Genomic DNA, 14,575 nt, shown 5'->3' on the forward strand with positions numbered 1-14,575 from the left:
CTACTTTCGGCGGGGGGCCGGCTTTCCTTTAACCGGCTTTTTTTTCACAGGCTTGCCCTGTCCGGCTGCTTTCCGGCCGGAAGGAACCCCACTCGACTTGCCTTTAAGCGCTGGTTTGCCGCCAGCGCTTTTGGCCTTGGGCCGCCCCGAGGCGCTGGCAGTGCGTTTTCCCGCCGCTTTTCCCGCCCTTTTGCTCGGCGTTTTGTCACCGGATTTACCGCCACGCTTGCCCGGCGTACCCGCCGCATTTTTCCGGGATTTGTTCTGACCGCCCGAACGCTTTGGAGCAGACGGCGGCGCGGGCTTGGCCTCTGAACTGGCGGTTAACGCCTCAAGCGTCGCGATCTCTTTCGGGGTCAAGTCGCGCCAGTCACCCAGCGCCAGGCCCTTTAGCGACACATTCATGATGCGCGTGCGAATGAGCTGGGTGACGTCATAGCCGAAATAGTCACACATGCGGCGAATCTGGCGGTTCAGCCCTTGCACCAGCGTTATCGTGAACTCGAAGGTGGATACCTTCTCCACTTGGCATTTTTTAGTGACCTGGCCAAGGATGGGCACCCCGTTCTGCATCCCTTGAATAAAGTCATCGGTAATCGGCTTGTTAACCGTTACCCGGTATTCCTTTTCATGATGATTGTTGGCACGCAGAATCTTGTTCACCAGGTCGCCATTATTGGTGAGCAGGATCAGTCCCTGGGAGTCTTTATCCAGCCGGCCAATGGGAAAAATGCGCGTGCCGTGTTTTACAAAATCGACAATGTTGTCTTTTTCGCTCGGCTCCGTGGTACAGACAATACCCACCGGTTTATTGAGCGCGATGAGGACGAGATCTTCCTCTTCCTGGGGCTCGATATCCTGGCCGTTCACCTTGACCCGATCGCCTGCCACCACCTGATCACCGGTGGTCGCCCGGCGACCGTTAATCCAGACGTTGCCCTGCTCCACAAAACGGTCGGCTTCCCGCCGTGAGCACAGGCCGCTCTCGCTGATATATTTATTGATACGGGTAGATTTTCGTAACGTCATAGAACGCCATGTGGCTGAAAGAGATAAATAAACGGTTAAAAAGACGACCCGGGCTGCTTCAGAAACGCCAGTTCCTCGTCGGTAGACTCCCGCCCCAGAAGCGCATTGCGGTGCGGGTAGCGCCCAAAGCGATCAATAATCGCTTTGTGGCGCACTTCAAAGTCGAGGTTTTTCTCCAACCCAGGCTGGTTAAACAGCTCCATCGCCCGCTCGTGAATTGTCGCCGACTCGCTATGCATATAGGGCATATACAGAAACGCCCGCTGCTCACTGGATAACTCAGCATCGGCGCCAGCGGCCACCGCTTCCTGAGCCAGCGCCAGCGCCAAGGTATCGGTGGCAAAGGCACTGGCGTCGTCGCGATAGATATTGCGCGAGAACTGATCCAGCACGATGATCTCCGCGAGCCGCCCTTGGGGCGTTTTCCGCCAGGCGTAACACTCGCACTGCGCTGCCTGGGCATGCAGAGTGCCAAACCGCTCCCGGATCACCTGATCCATCTCGGGGTCTTTTTTAAACCACTGCGCAGGCGTCAAGGCCTCAAACCAGAAATCGAGTACCGCTTGAGCATCTGATGACATTGACGCCTCCTGATGGTGACAAAAACGCTGATGGTGATAAAAACTAGCCCGTATTACGTAGACCAGCCGCAATCCCCGCCATGGTAACCATCAGTGCTCTTGAAAGATCGGCGCTGATAGCCCCGTCGGCGTCACGATTACGCTGCAAGAGCTCCGCCTGCAAGCCGTGGAGCGGATCGATATAGGGGTTACGCACATCAATCGCCTGACGAATCAGCGGCGTATTTTCCAGCAGTTCCTCCTGCTGCAGAATATCCAGCACGGACTCTTCCAGCCGTGCGAACCGCTCACGCAACTGTTTACCCAATGCCTTCAACGAAGGCTCGTCCACCAGGCGGTGCTCGTAGTAGGCAGCAATCGCCACGTCGGCTTTGGCCAACAACATTTCCAGCATATCGAGGTAGGTGCCGAAGAACGGCCACTCGTTGCGCATTTCCTGTAGCACTTCGCGCCCGCCCGGCTGCGCCAGCCGGTGCGAGAACGCCTCGCCACTACCCAGCCATGCGGGCAGCATCAGACGTATCTGCGTCCAGGCAAAAATCCACGGAATCGCGCGGAGTGTCTCCACCCCACCATCCTGGCGGCGTTTAGTTGGCCGCGAGCCCAACGGCAGCCTACCCAGTGCGCCTTCCGGTGTTACCGAACGGAAGTAAGGTACAAAGTCCGGGTCTTCACGCACAACGCCAACATAGGCGGCGTGGGCAACGCTGGAAAGCTGGTCCATCTCTTCGCGCCAGTGCGGTTCGGGTGCCCTCGGCGGCAGCAGCGTGGCCTCCAACACCGCACAGGCATAAATTTCCATCGAACGCAGGGCAATATCGGGCTGACCAAACTTGAAGCGAATCATCTCGCCCTGTTCAGTCACCCGTAGGCTGCCGTTCACCGAGCCAGGCGGCTGGGAAAGAATCGCCGCGTGGGCGGGGCCGCCGCCACGGCCAACGGTGCCACCGCGGCCATGAAACAGGGTGAGGTCGACACCATGGCGCTCACACACATTGACCAACGACTCCTGAGCGCGGTACTGGGCCCAGGCGGCGGCCAGCTGCCCGGCGTCCTTCGCAGAATCCGAGTAGCCAATCATCACCTCCTGGCCCTTGCGCATCAGCTTGCGATAGCCCGGCAGCGCCAGCAGTTGGTCGATCACGTCGCCTGCGTGATCCAGGTCGTTCAGGGTTTCAAACAGCGGTGCAATCGGCAGGGTCACGTTGCCGCCGGCCTCTTTCATCAACAGCGCTACGGTAAGCACGTCTGACGGTTCAGCCGCCATGGAGATGATGTAGGTCCCCAGCGCTTCACTGTGCTCCTGGGCGACCACCTTGAAGGTATCGAGCACCTCGCGGGATTCTGCCGAACACTCCCAGCGGCGCGGGATCAGCGGCCGCCGCGATTCAAGTTCGGCCAGTAAAAATTCCTGGCGCTGGGCTTCATCCCACTCACGGTAGTGACCCAGGTTCAGCGCGTCGGTCAGCTCTTCCATTACCTGGGCATGACGGCTAGCTTCCTGACGCAGGTCGAGCTTGGTCAGCGTGACGCCGAAGACCGCCACCCGGCGCAGGGTGTCCAGCAGCGCGCCGTTGGCGATGGTGTCCAGGCCCACATCGCACAGAGAACGGTAGCAGGCCAGCAAGGGCGCATACAGCTGGTCGCGGGTTTCGATAATCGGCCCGCCGTCATAGTTATGCCCCTCCAGCTCGGCCTTTGCCCAGTCGCGAGTGGACTCCATTTTCGCCAGCAGGCGCTTCAGTACTTCGCGGTAAGGCTCTGCCACGTCGCCCGCTTCGGCTTTAAGGGCGCTATTGGCCTTCCACATGGAGAGCTCGGTCTTGAGTTGCTCAAGGTCACGCAGGTAGAGGTCTGCTGCCATCCAACGCCCCAAAAGAAGCACTTCTTTGGTGACCTTGGCCGTGACGTTCGGGTTGCCATCCCGGTCACCTCCCATCCAGGAGGCATAGCGAATGGGCGCGGCGTCCAGCGGCAAGCGTTCGCCAGCGGTATCGAGCAGCAGGTTGTCCAGATCACGATGAAAGTCAGGCACCGCCTGCCACAGCGAATTTTCAATCACGGCAAAGCCCCACTTGGCCTCATCGACGGGCGTGGGTCGTTCATGGCGAATCTCGTCGGTATGCCAGGCTTGACTGATCAGTTCCTCCAGCCGCCCCTGTGCGCGGGCACCACGCTCAGGGTAGTCATCAGAACCTTCAATGGCCGTCAGGCAGTCGTCGATGGCATCGTACTTTTGAATCAGCGTGCGGCGAATGACTTCGGTAGGGTGCGCGGTGAGCACCAGTTCAACCCGCATATTGGCAAGGCTCTCGACCAGCTTGCGCGGCGAGTTGCCTGCCTGCTCGGCGCGCTTGAGCAGCTCGCCTAGCACCGGCTGCGAGCCTGGCTTGTAGTCTTCAACACGGCGGAATCGCGCCCGGTAGTGCTGCTCGGCGATATTGGCGAGATTGAGGAACTGGTTGAAAGCACGGGTGACGGGCAGCAAATCCTGCTCAGGTAGCTGACGCAGGTATTCAATCAAATCACGTTGCTGTAGCGAATCACCCTGCCGCCCCTGCTTGGCATGGGCACGAATGGTTTCGATTTTATCGACAAATGATTGGCCTAGGTCGTCGGCAATGGTACGCCCCAGGCTGTCGCCCAGAATACGCACGTTATCGCGCAGCGATTCGTGTAGATCATGGCTCATGGCGTGGCCTCCTTGCAGGGGTCGCGTATAAACGGTTGATAACGATGTTATTGGGTGTCTTCGGCTTTGGCTGCCTGCCAGTGGGCTTCCATCTCGTCCAGCGTGGCCTCGGCGAGTGGCCGCTTGGCAGCGCTGAGTTCGCCCTCTACGTAGCGAAAGCGCCGCTCGAATTTGGCATTGGTCGCGCGCAGGCACTGTTCCGGGTTGGCCCCTAGCGTGCGTGCTAAATTAGTGACGGCAAACAGCAGATCACCGACTTCTTCATGGGCGTGCTGCTGGTCGCCTGCGGCAAGGGCCTCTTCCACTTCATCAAGCTCTTCGCGGATCTTGGCCAGAACGCCATGGGAATCCGGCCAGTCAAAGCCCACCCTTGCCGCGCGTTTGGAAAGCTTGGCCGCACGGCTAAGTGCGGGCAGGGTTCGGGGCACGTCATCAAGCACCGAGGCAGGTACGCCTGCCCTGTCAGCACGCGCCCTTTCGTCACGTTCTGCGGCTTTCAGCGATTCCCAGCGGCTATTCACCTGCTGTGTCTGTACGTCCCTGGCACTGACCCCCGGTGGTCGACGTGAGTTCAAGGTGCCGTCGGGGAAGACATGCGGGTGGCGACGCAACATCTTGTCGGTGAGCGTATCGATAATGTCATGGAAATCGAAGCGCTGCTCTTCCGCCCCGAACTGGGCGTAGTAAACCACCTGAAACAACAGATCGCCCAGCTCGCCGGGCAATTCATCAAAAGCGCGGCGTTCGATGGCATCGGCAACTTCGTAGGCTTCTTCAAGAGTGTGCGGCACGATGCTGTCCCAATCCTGCTTGATATCCCAGGGGCAGCCCTGCTCATGGTCTCGAAGCACCTGCATCAGGGTGAGCAAATCATCCAGCGAGTAACGCATCAGCCCCTTCCCCCCCGCGCTGTCTTGTCTGGGTCGGTGTCGCGCAGGCGACGCACCTCGGTCACATTGGGCAATTGTTGAATACGTGAGAAAAGACGCCCCAGCGCTTCCAGACCATCGACTTCCAGGGTAATGCGAAGCCGGGCAATACCTTCGTCAGTGTCGGTCAGCGTATTCACCGCCAGCACGTTGACTTTTTCGTTGCCCAGCAGACCGGTGACATCGCGCAGCAGGCCTGAACGGTCCCAGGCCTGGATCTCGATAGTTACCGGATAGCGCGTCTCGGCGCGCTCACCCCACTCCACCTCAATAATGCGCTGGGGTTCGTCCAGGCGCAATTGCAGGATGTTGCTGCAATCCTGGCGATGTACCGTCACGCCGCGACCCTGGGTAATGAAACCGACGATGGGTTCGCCGGGAACCGGGCGACAGCAGTTCGCCATGCTGGTTTTCAGGTTGCCGACCCCCAGCACGGTAATATCGCTTTTGGTCGCCTTGCTGGACTGACGCTTGGGCTTGGCCAGCAGTCGGTCGAGCTGGTCCTGGTCATCGGTTTCACCAAACAGCTGCTGGGCCTGGTGAAGAACCTGTCCAATGCGCAAGTCGCCCGCCCCCAAGGCGGCATACATGTCATCCGGCGTTTGGTAATTAACCGCTTTGGCCAGCTTGGGAAGATCGAGCCCATCGACATCCAGGCGGCGCATTTCACGATCAAAAAGCACGCGACCTTCGTCCAGGTTTTGATCGCGGGCCTGGTACTTGAACCAGGCCTGGATCTTCGCCCGGGCCCGGGAGGTGCGCACATAGCCAAGACTCGGGTTGAGCCAGTCCCGGCTTGGCCCGCCTTTTGTCGCTGTAAGAATTTCGACCTGCTGACCGGATTTCAGCTTGTAGGTAAGCGGCACGATACGGCCATTGACCTTGGCCCCGCGGCAACGGTGTCCAATTTCAGTGTGCACGCGATAGGCGAAATCGATAGGCGTGGCGATCCGTGGCAAATCGATCACGTGGCCATCGGGGGTAAACACGTAGATGCGGTCCGGGGCGACATCACTTGAAAGCCCTTCGCGCAGGTCGCCAAAGCCGCCAACCTCGTCCTGCCACTCGAGCACCTGGCGCAGCCAGGCGATTTTTTCCTCGTAGCTGCGGCTCTTGGCGTTGGTGTCGTGGCCCTTGTAGCGCCAGTGGGCACAGACCCCTAGCTCGGCTTCGTCGTGCATCGCAAAGGTGCGAATCTGAATTTCCAGAACCTTGTTTTCCGGTCCCATCACAGCCGTGTGCAGCGACTGGTAGCCGTTTTTCTTGGGGTTGGCAATGTAGTCGTCAAACTCGTTGGGTACGTGATGCCAACGGGAATGAACAATCCCCAATACCGTGTAGCAATCGGCCACTTCAGGCACCAGGATACGTACGGCGCGTACGTCGTGAACCTGGGAAAAATCGATCCGCTTGCGCTTCATTTTGCGCCAGATCGAATAGATGTGCTTGGCGCGCCCATCGACATCGTAATGATGGATGTTCTGAGCTTCCATCAAGCCTTTCAAGGTCTCTACGACATCATTGATATAGCGGTCCCGGTCAAGGCGTTTTTCCGCCAGTAGCTTGGCAATCGCTTTGTATTCATCTTCGTGGAGATAACGAAACGAGAGGTCTTCCAGCTCCCACTTGAGCTGGCCAATACCCAGGCGGTGCGCCAACGGTGCATAGATATCGGCCACTTCCCGGGCGACCTGTTGGCACTTTTCACGGGGCGCATCTTTGACCTGGCGCAGGGCACAGGCACGCTCGGCAATTTTGATCAGCGCCACGCGCACGTCACTGACCATATTGACCAGCATCTTGCGCAGGTTTTCCTGCTGGTTGTGCTGGCCCATGCCATGGTTGGGGGCCAGCGGGTAGCTGATCGCGGCCATCTGCAAGACACCATCGATGAGGTTGGCCACCTCATCGCCGAAGCGCTTGGTGACTCCCTCCAAACTCAACAGGCCTTCTCGCACCGCACGATAGAGAACGGCTGCTTCCAACGTTGACTGGTCGAGCTTGAGTTCCCCCAGGATGTCGGCCATCTCCAGGCCCATACGAAAGCTGGAACCCGGCGTCAGCCACACACGGTGTGACCTGGGCGCCTCGAGCTCCAGGGTTTGAGCAAGCTCACAGGCCTCGCGTAAACGCGCTGGTTCCGGAAGACGCACGTCTTCTTGCAGGCGAGATAACCATTTCTGCAAGTCCACCGTTCCGCTGTCGGTTAGCGGCTGGTCTTCACGCACTTTTACCATGACGATTCTCATCCATTCGAGGCAGCCGTTTGCGACACCGCTGCCGAGGCTAACGACGTTTTAGGCACACTTAGTGTGTTCAAACAGCATCAGCGTTTCCATATGTGCAGTGTGCATGAACATGTCGGCCACTGCGACGCGGTTGATGCGGTAACCTGCATGCACAAGATGTGCCGCATCACGGGCAAGCGTGGCGGGATCACAGGAAATATACATTATCCTGGCAACCGGATTGCGCGCCAGTGCTTGGCAAATGACCTCGGCCCCACTACGTGGCGGGTCAAGCACCAGTGCCTCCAGACCTTCGGCCTTGAGCAGGGAGGCGACGGTATCCGGGTCGCTGAGATCGGCCTGTTGGCCCGTCACATCAAGTCGATTTCGATGGGCATTATCCGCAAGCCGCTCGACCATGGCAGGACTGCCTTCCACGGCATGTACACATGCTCCGGCCGCTGCCATTGGCAGGCTGAAGTTACCGATACCGGCGAACAGGTCCATCGTTCGTTGGCCGGGCGAAAGCGCCAGCCAATGCATGGCAGTATTGACCATCTGCTGATTCACGGCGGCGTTGACTTGTAAAAAGTCACCAGGCGCAAAATGAAGAGTCAACGGCGTCGCATCCGGCCTATCGAGGGTCTCTTCCAGTACCGGCGCTGCACCATACCAATGCAGTCTCGGGCTCTCACGCCCTAACCAGGTGCCTAAAGCGACTTGGTGGTGGTCAGCAAACGCCTGCCAGCGCTCGGCGTCCAATGGATTGGCTTTCAATTGACGAACCAGAACGACTCGCTGGCTGGCGGTCGCCAGCAGTTCGATATGCCCAACCTGACGCGGGGCATCCAGCGTTGCCAGCAGATCGCGCAAGGGAGCAATCAGCGCTTGCAACCCATCGACCAGCACCACACAGCGTTCGATGTCGATCAGTCTGTGAGAATGGGCCGCTCGAAAGCCCAGCCGTGGATGGCCGTCAGCATCGACCTTAACGCCCAGGCGCGCCCGCCGACGGTAGCCCTGAACATCGTCGTGCAACGATTCGATCTCACCCAGTTCGATTCCCTGGCGGGCCATTAAATCACGCACGACCTCTCTTTTATGCTCGCGCTGCGCCGCCACTGTCATGTGCTGAAGATCGCAGCCGCCGCAATGGCTGAAATGCGGGCACGGCGGCGCAACACGCTGCGCCGAGGGGGTCAGCAGATTTTTGACGTGCGCTTCGTCGTAGCGCTTGCGGGTCTGGTGAACCGCCACGTCAACGTACTCGCCGGGTAGCGCCTGGTCGATAAAAACCGTTTTGCCCTCGGCGTTGTGAGCCACCCCCCGGCCGTCATGCGCCAGGCGCTCTATCACCAGCGTGTTTGACTCTTGCGGCGACTGGCTCGAGGGTTTCGCCGTGGGTTGGCGTGCCAGCCCGGAATGCCCCGACGCGGGACGCGGCGGTCGCCGTTTTCCCAGCATGGCCATCTATACCTCCGGGGCAAACAAGCCCGTGGAAAGATAGCGATCTCCGCGATCGCAGACGATAAACACGATCACGGCATTTTCCACCTGCTCGGCAATACGCAGCGCGCCCGCCAGGCTCCCGCCGGAGGAGACGCCCGCAAAAATGCCCTCTTCACGCGCCAGACGCCGCATGTGCTCCTCGGCTTCGTGCTGGGCAATATCCAGCGTGGCATCCACTCGTGGCGCTTCAAAGATGGCTGGCAGATATTCCTGCGGCCAGCGCCGGATCCCCGGAATGCTCGCCCCATCTGCTGGCTGCAGGCCAACAATCTGGATGGCAGGATTCTGCTCTTTCAGATAACGCGATACCCCCATGATGGTACCGGTTGTCCCCATGGAGCTGACAAAATGGGTTACCTCGCCGCCCGTCTGCCGCCAGACTTCAGGGCCTGTCGTCCGATAGTGGGCCAGGGGATTGTCCGGATTGGCGAACTGGTTGAGCGGCTTGCCTTCCCCCCGAGCAATCATGTCGTCGGCAATATCCCGGGCTTCTTCCATGCCGCCTTCCTTACTTGCCGACACCAGCTCAGCGCCGAATGCTGCCATGGCCTGCTTACGCTCCTCGGATGCGCTCTCGGGCATTATCAGCACCATGCGGTAACCCTTAATGGCAGCGGCCATCGCCAGGGCAATCCCGGTATTGCCCGATGTGGCCTCGATCAGCGTGTCGCCGGGCGTAATATCGCCGCGCGCTTCTGCCTCGCTGAGCATCGACAACGCGGGCCGGTCTTTCACCGACCCTGCCGGATTGTTACCTTCCAGTTTCGCCAGGAGGGTATTGTTGCGCCCCGCGCTGATACGCTTCAGACGCACCAACGGCGTGTTGCCAACCACCTCTTCTAACGTGGGATAATCCATCGCATCAATTCCTTATCGTGATCGTTACCTACATTATATCGGTGCTAACGTACACTGGACAGGTAACCCTCTTGAATCAGCAGGCTGCTTTCATGTCTTTGAACACGCGACTTCTTTTTGCGCTGCTTGGCCTTCCGCTTGTGGTCTATGCCTGCATGGCGATACTGCTCATCATCCAAAACGACCAAAAAGCCCACGCGCTGTTAGAGGAGCGTATTGTAAGCGCCAGTCACGCCATTGCCCCCGACATGGCAGAGGCGTTACTGGAAACAGATATTGATCAGTTGGACACCCACGTTGCCGCCTTCCTGGCACAGCCGAGCATCAGTTCAGTCACCATCTTCGATGATCACAAAAACCGTCTCATGGTGCGCGGGCGCACCAACTCAGCATCACCGCTCTCGTCATATCCCGATACCACACAACTGGTCACCACTGATGATGGATGGCGCTTGCAAGCTCCTCTGGAGGCGTCGACGACAGGCAACGAATCTCCCTCACGAGCGGGGTGGCTCGAAGCCACGATTGACACCTATTCACTAAACCTTGCTCGCTATCAGATGATTGCCAGTTTAAGCCTGGGCGGCATGCTTCTCGGGCTTTGCCTGTTCCTGATTGCCTTTGCGATCAGCCGCTATGTCACGCGGCCCATTGAAGAGGCAAACCATGCACTTTATCGTCTGACGCGGGGCGATTATGAGCAAACGGCGATGTCACATGACGCCGTCGAGCTTAACCGGTTAGCCCAACAGATCAATGCCCTTGCCCGTCATCTCCAAAGCGCCAAACATGACATGCAAACGCAAATCGAACAGGCGACCAGCGAACTCCAGGAATCCATGGAGACCATCGAAGAACAGAATATCAAGCTCGACTTGGCCCATCGCAGCGCGGTGCGGGCCAATACGGTGAAGTCGGAGTTTCTCGCCAACATGAGTCACGAGATCCGTACACCACTGAACGGGATCATCGGATTTTGTCGGCTACTGGGCCGTTCATCCCTGGATGCCCGCCAGCGCGATTGGCTACAGCACGTGCATAGGGCCTGCGATAACCTGCTCATGCTGGTCAACGATGTGCTCGACTTTTCCAAGCTGGAAGCCAACCGGCTAACCCTGGAAGAAGCCGATATCGACATCGTGACGCTGGTTGATGAGGTTCTCGGCCTGCATGCCCCCGAAGCCCAGCGTAAACACCTTCATCTGGTGGCCATGGTGTACGACGATGTGCCAACACCGCTCAGCGGCGACCCGCTCAGACTGCATCAGGTGCTCAACAACCTGCTCAGCAATGCCCTCAAGTTTACCCATCAGGGCGATGTGGTCGTCAGGGTCATGCTGGAGCACTATGCGGGCAAACATGTCGTGCTGAATATCAGCGTCAGCGATACAGGCATCGGCCTGAGCGAAGAACACCAGCAACAGTTATTCAGCGCCTTTTCTCAAGCCGAGCCCAGCCACCCCCGGCAGTTTGGCGGCAGCGGGCTCGGCTTGACCATCTGCCGTCAGCTCATTCACCGTATGGGGGGCGAGATCAGCGTCGAGAGCGAACTGAATAAAGGCTCGACGTTCTCTTTTACCCTGCCCCTCCAGGCCACCCACGCCGACGAGCGCAGCCCAGAGCTGCGCCTTGACGGTCCGATCATCCGCGTTCACGAACCACACACCACCACGCGCCATGTGCTGGATCATCTACTGGAACGCTGGGGAGCAATGCCGGTCGCGCTTTCCAGCAACGCGGCCAGCGATTTGCTGCTCATCAGTCTTGACCAGGATGATTTACAACCCAAGGCGCTTAGCCAATGGCAGGACATCATCCGTGCCGCCGAGTGTCCCGTACTGGTGCTGGTCAACGGGTCAAGCTTTGAACTGCCAAAACTCGATTTTCCGTTCAAAGGCGAGCTGCTTTGCAAGCCATTTACCCGTTCGCAACTGGCTGTCTCGCTGACGCATCTATTGGTGTCGGTCAGCGAAGTCCCCTCCCTCCAAAACGCTCCTCTTCCGGCGTTACCTGCCGCGGACGAGGGGTATCGATTATTGGTTGTCGACGACAATACATCCAACCGACAACTGCTCAGTGCGTTATTGGAGGCACCCGGTCGGCACATTACCTTGGCGGAAAGCGGTCATGAAGCGATCAAGATTGGTCGGGAGCAGACGTTTGACATGGTGTTCATGGATATCCGCATGCCTGAGATGGATGGTGTCCAAGCCACCCAGACGCTGCGACGCATCAGCAATGCCTGGAGCCGCTGTCCGATCATTGCGGTGACCGCGCACGCGCTGAATAGTGAGCGTCAGCACTGGCTGGCCGAAGGGCTGGACGACGTGATTATCAAGCCGATAGACGAACATGACTTGAACCAATTGCTCAACCGGTTCCTGGGCATTGACGCACCGGATTCAGCGCCCCTGCCGACTAAAAAGCTGCCCAGCGAAACCTCGACATCTGCCACGTTACCGGTGATCGACCTGACGCTGGGTACACGCCTGGCCGGCGGCAAGGACGACATTGCACGGGCCCAGATCAAGCGCCTGATCGACAATTTGCCCGCCACGCGGCAAGCCATGGATGCCGCTCATCAGCAGCGCGACATTGAAGCGCTGCTGGACAACGTCCACGACCTGAACGGTGCCAGCCGCTACTGCGGGACCCCCGAGTTAGCACTGATTGTCGAGACCCTGGAAACCCGGCTGCGCACCAGCGGGCTGGACCATGCGGACACCCTCATCAACGATCTTTACCGGGCCATGGACAAGCTCATTGCCCAGCGCGGAACGCTTGGCTAGGACGACCTAGCTTTCCAGGACCACTTAGCTTTCCAGGACTACAAACGCAATGGCATAGTCATCTTCATCGCTTAACGTGATATGCAGAGCGGCCACCCCGGCGGCTGACGCTTTCTCGGCGGCAGCCCCCTGGAGGTTAAAGTAGGGTTTGCCCAGGGCATCATTGAGCACCTGAATATCGCGCCACTGCAACCCATGCCGCAATCCCAGGCCCAGCGCTTTGACAAAAGCCTCTTTGGCCGCAAACCGCTTGGCCAGAAAGGCGACGGGATGCGCTTTCTGTTGCCACATGACGTGTTCTTCAGGGCCCAGGATACGCAGTGCGAAGCGCGGTCCATGACGCTTTAAGGCCCGCTCAAAACGCTCTATCCGCGCTATATCTGAGCCGATACCGACGATCACGGATCAGTGCCCACAGCAGCCATCATGGACATGACCGTGCTGCTCCTCATGTTCATGGTCATGAGCATCCAGCGCCGCCATCAGACCGGCTTCCTGACCCGCGATTATCAACCGTTTCATCTCGGCAACGGCGTCTTTCAGACCAACAAAGAGAGCGCGTGCAATAATCGCGTGGCCGATATTCAACTCATTGATGCCCGGCAATGCGGCGATGGCCTCAGCGTTATGGTAATGCAGCCCGTGGCCGGCATTGACCACCAGCCCAAGTGATACCGCGTGCGTGGCGGCAGCGGTTAACCGCTGGTACTCGGCCGTGGCTATCTCACTGCCCGGGCGCGCCTCGGCATACGCACCGGTGTGCAATTCAACGACCGGCGCACCCGTGCGCTGCGCCGCATCGATCTGGTCAGCGTCCGGATCAATGAATAACGACACCTCGCAACCGGCTGCCGCAAGTCGCTGGCAGGCACTGGCAACAGCGTCGAAACCACCCGCCACATCGAGACCGCCTTCAGTGGTCAATTCTTCGCGCTTCTCGGGCACCAGGCATACATGGGCGGGGCGAATCTCCTCGGCAAGGGCCAGCATTTCCTCGGTCAGCGCCATTTCCAGGTTCATGCGCGTATTGAGCACCTCGGCGAGCAGCTTCACGTCGCGCGGTTGGATATGGCGGCGATCTTCACGCAGGTGCACGGTAATGCCGTCGGCGCCCGCCTCTTCGGCTAACAGCGCCGCCTGCACAGGATCCGGATAGCGGGTGCCGCGTGCCTGACGCAACGTGGCAATGTGATCGATGTTGACACCTAACAGTATCCGGGGGGGATGCATAAATGACCTCCAGTTTTATAAAGGGTGACTACCTAACGTTGGCGACGCTGGGCGAGATCGCGCATCAACTCCCGGGAGCGTAATGCGGTGGTCCCCAGATGCGGTGCCAGGGCGGCACGCATGACGGCTTTCAACGCATTGGAAAGTGTCGGTTCCTGCCAGTCATGGTGATCAATATAACGCAGGGTTCGACCGTCCAGCCCTTTGGCGGCCGGGATGAACGCCCGGCTGGCCGCATCGAATCGGTAGTGGGCATGTGGATCGAGTGCGCCACCGTCGGGGGTGCAGAAGCGTGGCGTGGCGTCCAGGACCTCCAGGAGCGACCATTCGTAACGGCGCAGCGCCAGCGCACGGGCGGCTGGCACCGGCAGCGCCTCCAGCAAGGCCGTGTAAAAGGCGAAGACATTGCCTGCGGGCAGTTCCAGCGGCAACAGGCGAGTCGCAATCTCGTTGGCATAAAACCCACAAAGCAGGCCCTCGCCCGCCAACAGCGCTGTCGCTCCCCGTGATTCCATCAGGTTCAGCCGCTTGAGCTCACGTTCGCCTCGCCAGGTTACTAGAAGAGGAGTAAAAGGCTGAAGCCGCTGGCGCGATTTTGACGTGGGTCGCTGACCGCCCTGGGCGACCGCTCGGATACGCCCATGGTGGAGTGTCAACAGATCCACCAGCGCACTGGTTTCGCGGTATGGCCTTCGGTGAAGCAGGAAGGCCGGCTCCGCCGACATTGCCA

General features: G+C 59.2%; 11 protein-coding genes. 1 reads left to right on the top strand and 10 read right to left on the bottom strand.

From position 1 onward, the window contains the following. From rluF to cysM, 7 genes are read right to left on the bottom strand one after another with little or no spacing between them, the layout of a single operon-like run. The gene (gene rluF / locus B7L15_RS09735) at nt 1–1,029 is read right to left on the bottom strand and encodes a 23S rRNA pseudouridine(2604) synthase RluF (RefSeq protein WP_085918776.1); all 1,029 of its coding nucleotides are present in this window, start codon (nt 1,027–1,029) and stop codon (nt 1–3) included. A 35-nt stretch (nt 1,030–1,064) separates the two neighbouring features. After that, a complete protein-coding gene (locus tag B7L15_RS09740; RefSeq protein ID WP_085918777.1) occupies nt 1,065–1,610 on the bottom strand; it encodes a DUF924 family protein in 546 nt (181 codons plus the stop codon). Between the two features lie 43 nt (nt 1,611–1,653). Further along, on the bottom strand, nt 1,654–4,302 hold the full coding sequence (ppc, locus tag B7L15_RS09745) for a phosphoenolpyruvate carboxylase (RefSeq protein ID WP_085918778.1): 2,649 nt from the start codon (nt 4,300–4,302) through the stop codon (nt 1,654–1,656). A 47-nt stretch (nt 4,303–4,349) separates the two neighbouring features. Then, nucleotides 4,350–5,192: a nucleoside triphosphate pyrophosphohydrolase gene (gene mazG, locus B7L15_RS09750; protein WP_085918779.1), complete on the bottom strand. Its 843-nt coding sequence runs from the start codon at nt 5,190–5,192 to the stop codon at nt 4,350–4,352. After that, complete coding sequence (relA, locus tag B7L15_RS09755; protein WP_085918780.1) at nt 5,192–7,468, bottom strand: GTP diphosphokinase; 2,277 nt, start codon at nt 7,466–7,468, stop codon at nt 5,192–5,194. Before relA ends, mazG begins: the two co-directional genes overlap by 1 nt. A 60-nt stretch (nt 7,469–7,528) precedes the next feature. Beyond that, nucleotides 7,529–8,929 carry a TRAM domain-containing protein gene (locus B7L15_RS09760; RefSeq protein ID WP_085918781.1) on the bottom strand — a complete coding sequence of 467 codons (1,401 nt, stop codon included), beginning with the start codon at nt 8,927–8,929 and terminating at the stop codon, nt 7,529–7,531. Continuing rightward, nucleotides 8,930–9,826, bottom strand: a complete 897-nt coding sequence (gene cysM, locus B7L15_RS09765; protein ID WP_085918782.1) for a cysteine synthase CysM — start codon at nt 9,824–9,826, stop codon at nt 8,930–8,932. A 92-nt stretch (nt 9,827–9,918) separates the two neighbouring features. On the opposite strand from cysM, the gene B7L15_RS09770 reads away from it, so the two are divergent. Beyond that, nucleotides 9,919–12,615 (top strand): ATP-binding protein, encoded by a 2,697-nt coding sequence (locus tag B7L15_RS09770; protein ID WP_085918783.1) that lies wholly within the window; start codon nt 9,919–9,921, stop codon nt 12,613–12,615. A gap of 24 nt (nt 12,616–12,639) precedes the next feature. On the opposite strand, the gene acpS is transcribed toward B7L15_RS09770, so the two are convergent. The 3 genes from acpS to recO are packed head-to-tail and all read right to left on the bottom strand — an operon-like array spanning nt 12,640 to nt 14,570. After that, nucleotides 12,640–13,017 carry a holo-ACP synthase gene (acpS, locus tag B7L15_RS09775; RefSeq protein WP_085918784.1) on the bottom strand — a complete coding sequence of 126 codons (378 nt, stop codon included), beginning with the start codon at nt 13,015–13,017 and terminating at the stop codon, nt 12,640–12,642. 3 nt (nt 13,018–13,020) lie between these two features. Beyond that, nucleotides 13,021–13,845, bottom strand: a complete 825-nt coding sequence (gene pdxJ / locus B7L15_RS09780) for a pyridoxine 5'-phosphate synthase (RefSeq protein ID WP_085918785.1) — start codon at nt 13,843–13,845, stop codon at nt 13,021–13,023. A 32-nt stretch (nt 13,846–13,877) separates the two neighbouring features. Then, nucleotides 13,878–14,570 (bottom strand): DNA repair protein RecO, encoded by a 693-nt coding sequence (gene recO / locus B7L15_RS09785; protein WP_085918786.1) that lies wholly within the window; start codon nt 14,568–14,570, stop codon nt 13,878–13,880. Nucleotides 14,571–14,575: the final 5 nt, after the last annotated feature.

It is taken from the genome of Halomonas sp. CSM-2 (assembly GCF_002119345.1).
In the GTDB taxonomy this organism is placed as follows: domain Bacteria; phylum Pseudomonadota; class Gammaproteobacteria; order Pseudomonadales; family Halomonadaceae; genus Vreelandella; species Vreelandella janggokensis.

Coding starts and splice junctions, on each gene's coding strand:
- B7L15_RS09760 (WP_085918781.1), bottom strand. CDS start 8,929: ATGGCCATGCTGGGAAAACGGCGACCGCCGCGTCCCGCGTCGGGGCAT.
- relA (WP_085918780.1), bottom strand. CDS start 7,468: ATGGTAAAAGTGCGTGAAGACCAGCCGCTAACCGACAGCGGAACGGTG.
- B7L15_RS09740 (WP_085918777.1), bottom strand. CDS start 1,610: ATGTCATCAGATGCTCAAGCGGTACTCGATTTCTGGTTTGAGGCCTTG.
- rluF (WP_085918776.1), bottom strand. CDS start 1,029: ATGACGTTACGAAAATCTACCCGTATCAATAAATATATCAGCGAGAGC.
- B7L15_RS09770 (WP_085918783.1), top strand. CDS start 9,919: ATGTCTTTGAACACGCGACTTCTTTTTGCGCTGCTTGGCCTTCCGCTT.
- recO (WP_085918786.1), bottom strand. CDS start 14,570: ATGTCGGCGGAGCCGGCCTTCCTGCTTCACCGAAGGCCATACCGCGAA.
- cysM (WP_085918782.1), bottom strand. CDS start 9,826: ATGGATTATCCCACGTTAGAAGAGGTGGTTGGCAACACGCCGTTGGTG.
- mazG (WP_085918779.1), bottom strand. CDS start 5,192: ATGCGTTACTCGCTGGATGATTTGCTCACCCTGATGCAGGTGCTTCGA.
- pdxJ (WP_085918785.1), bottom strand. CDS start 13,845: ATGCATCCCCCCCGGATACTGTTAGGTGTCAACATCGATCACATTGCC.
- ppc (WP_085918778.1), bottom strand. CDS start 4,302: ATGAGCCATGATCTACACGAATCGCTGCGCGATAACGTGCGTATTCTG.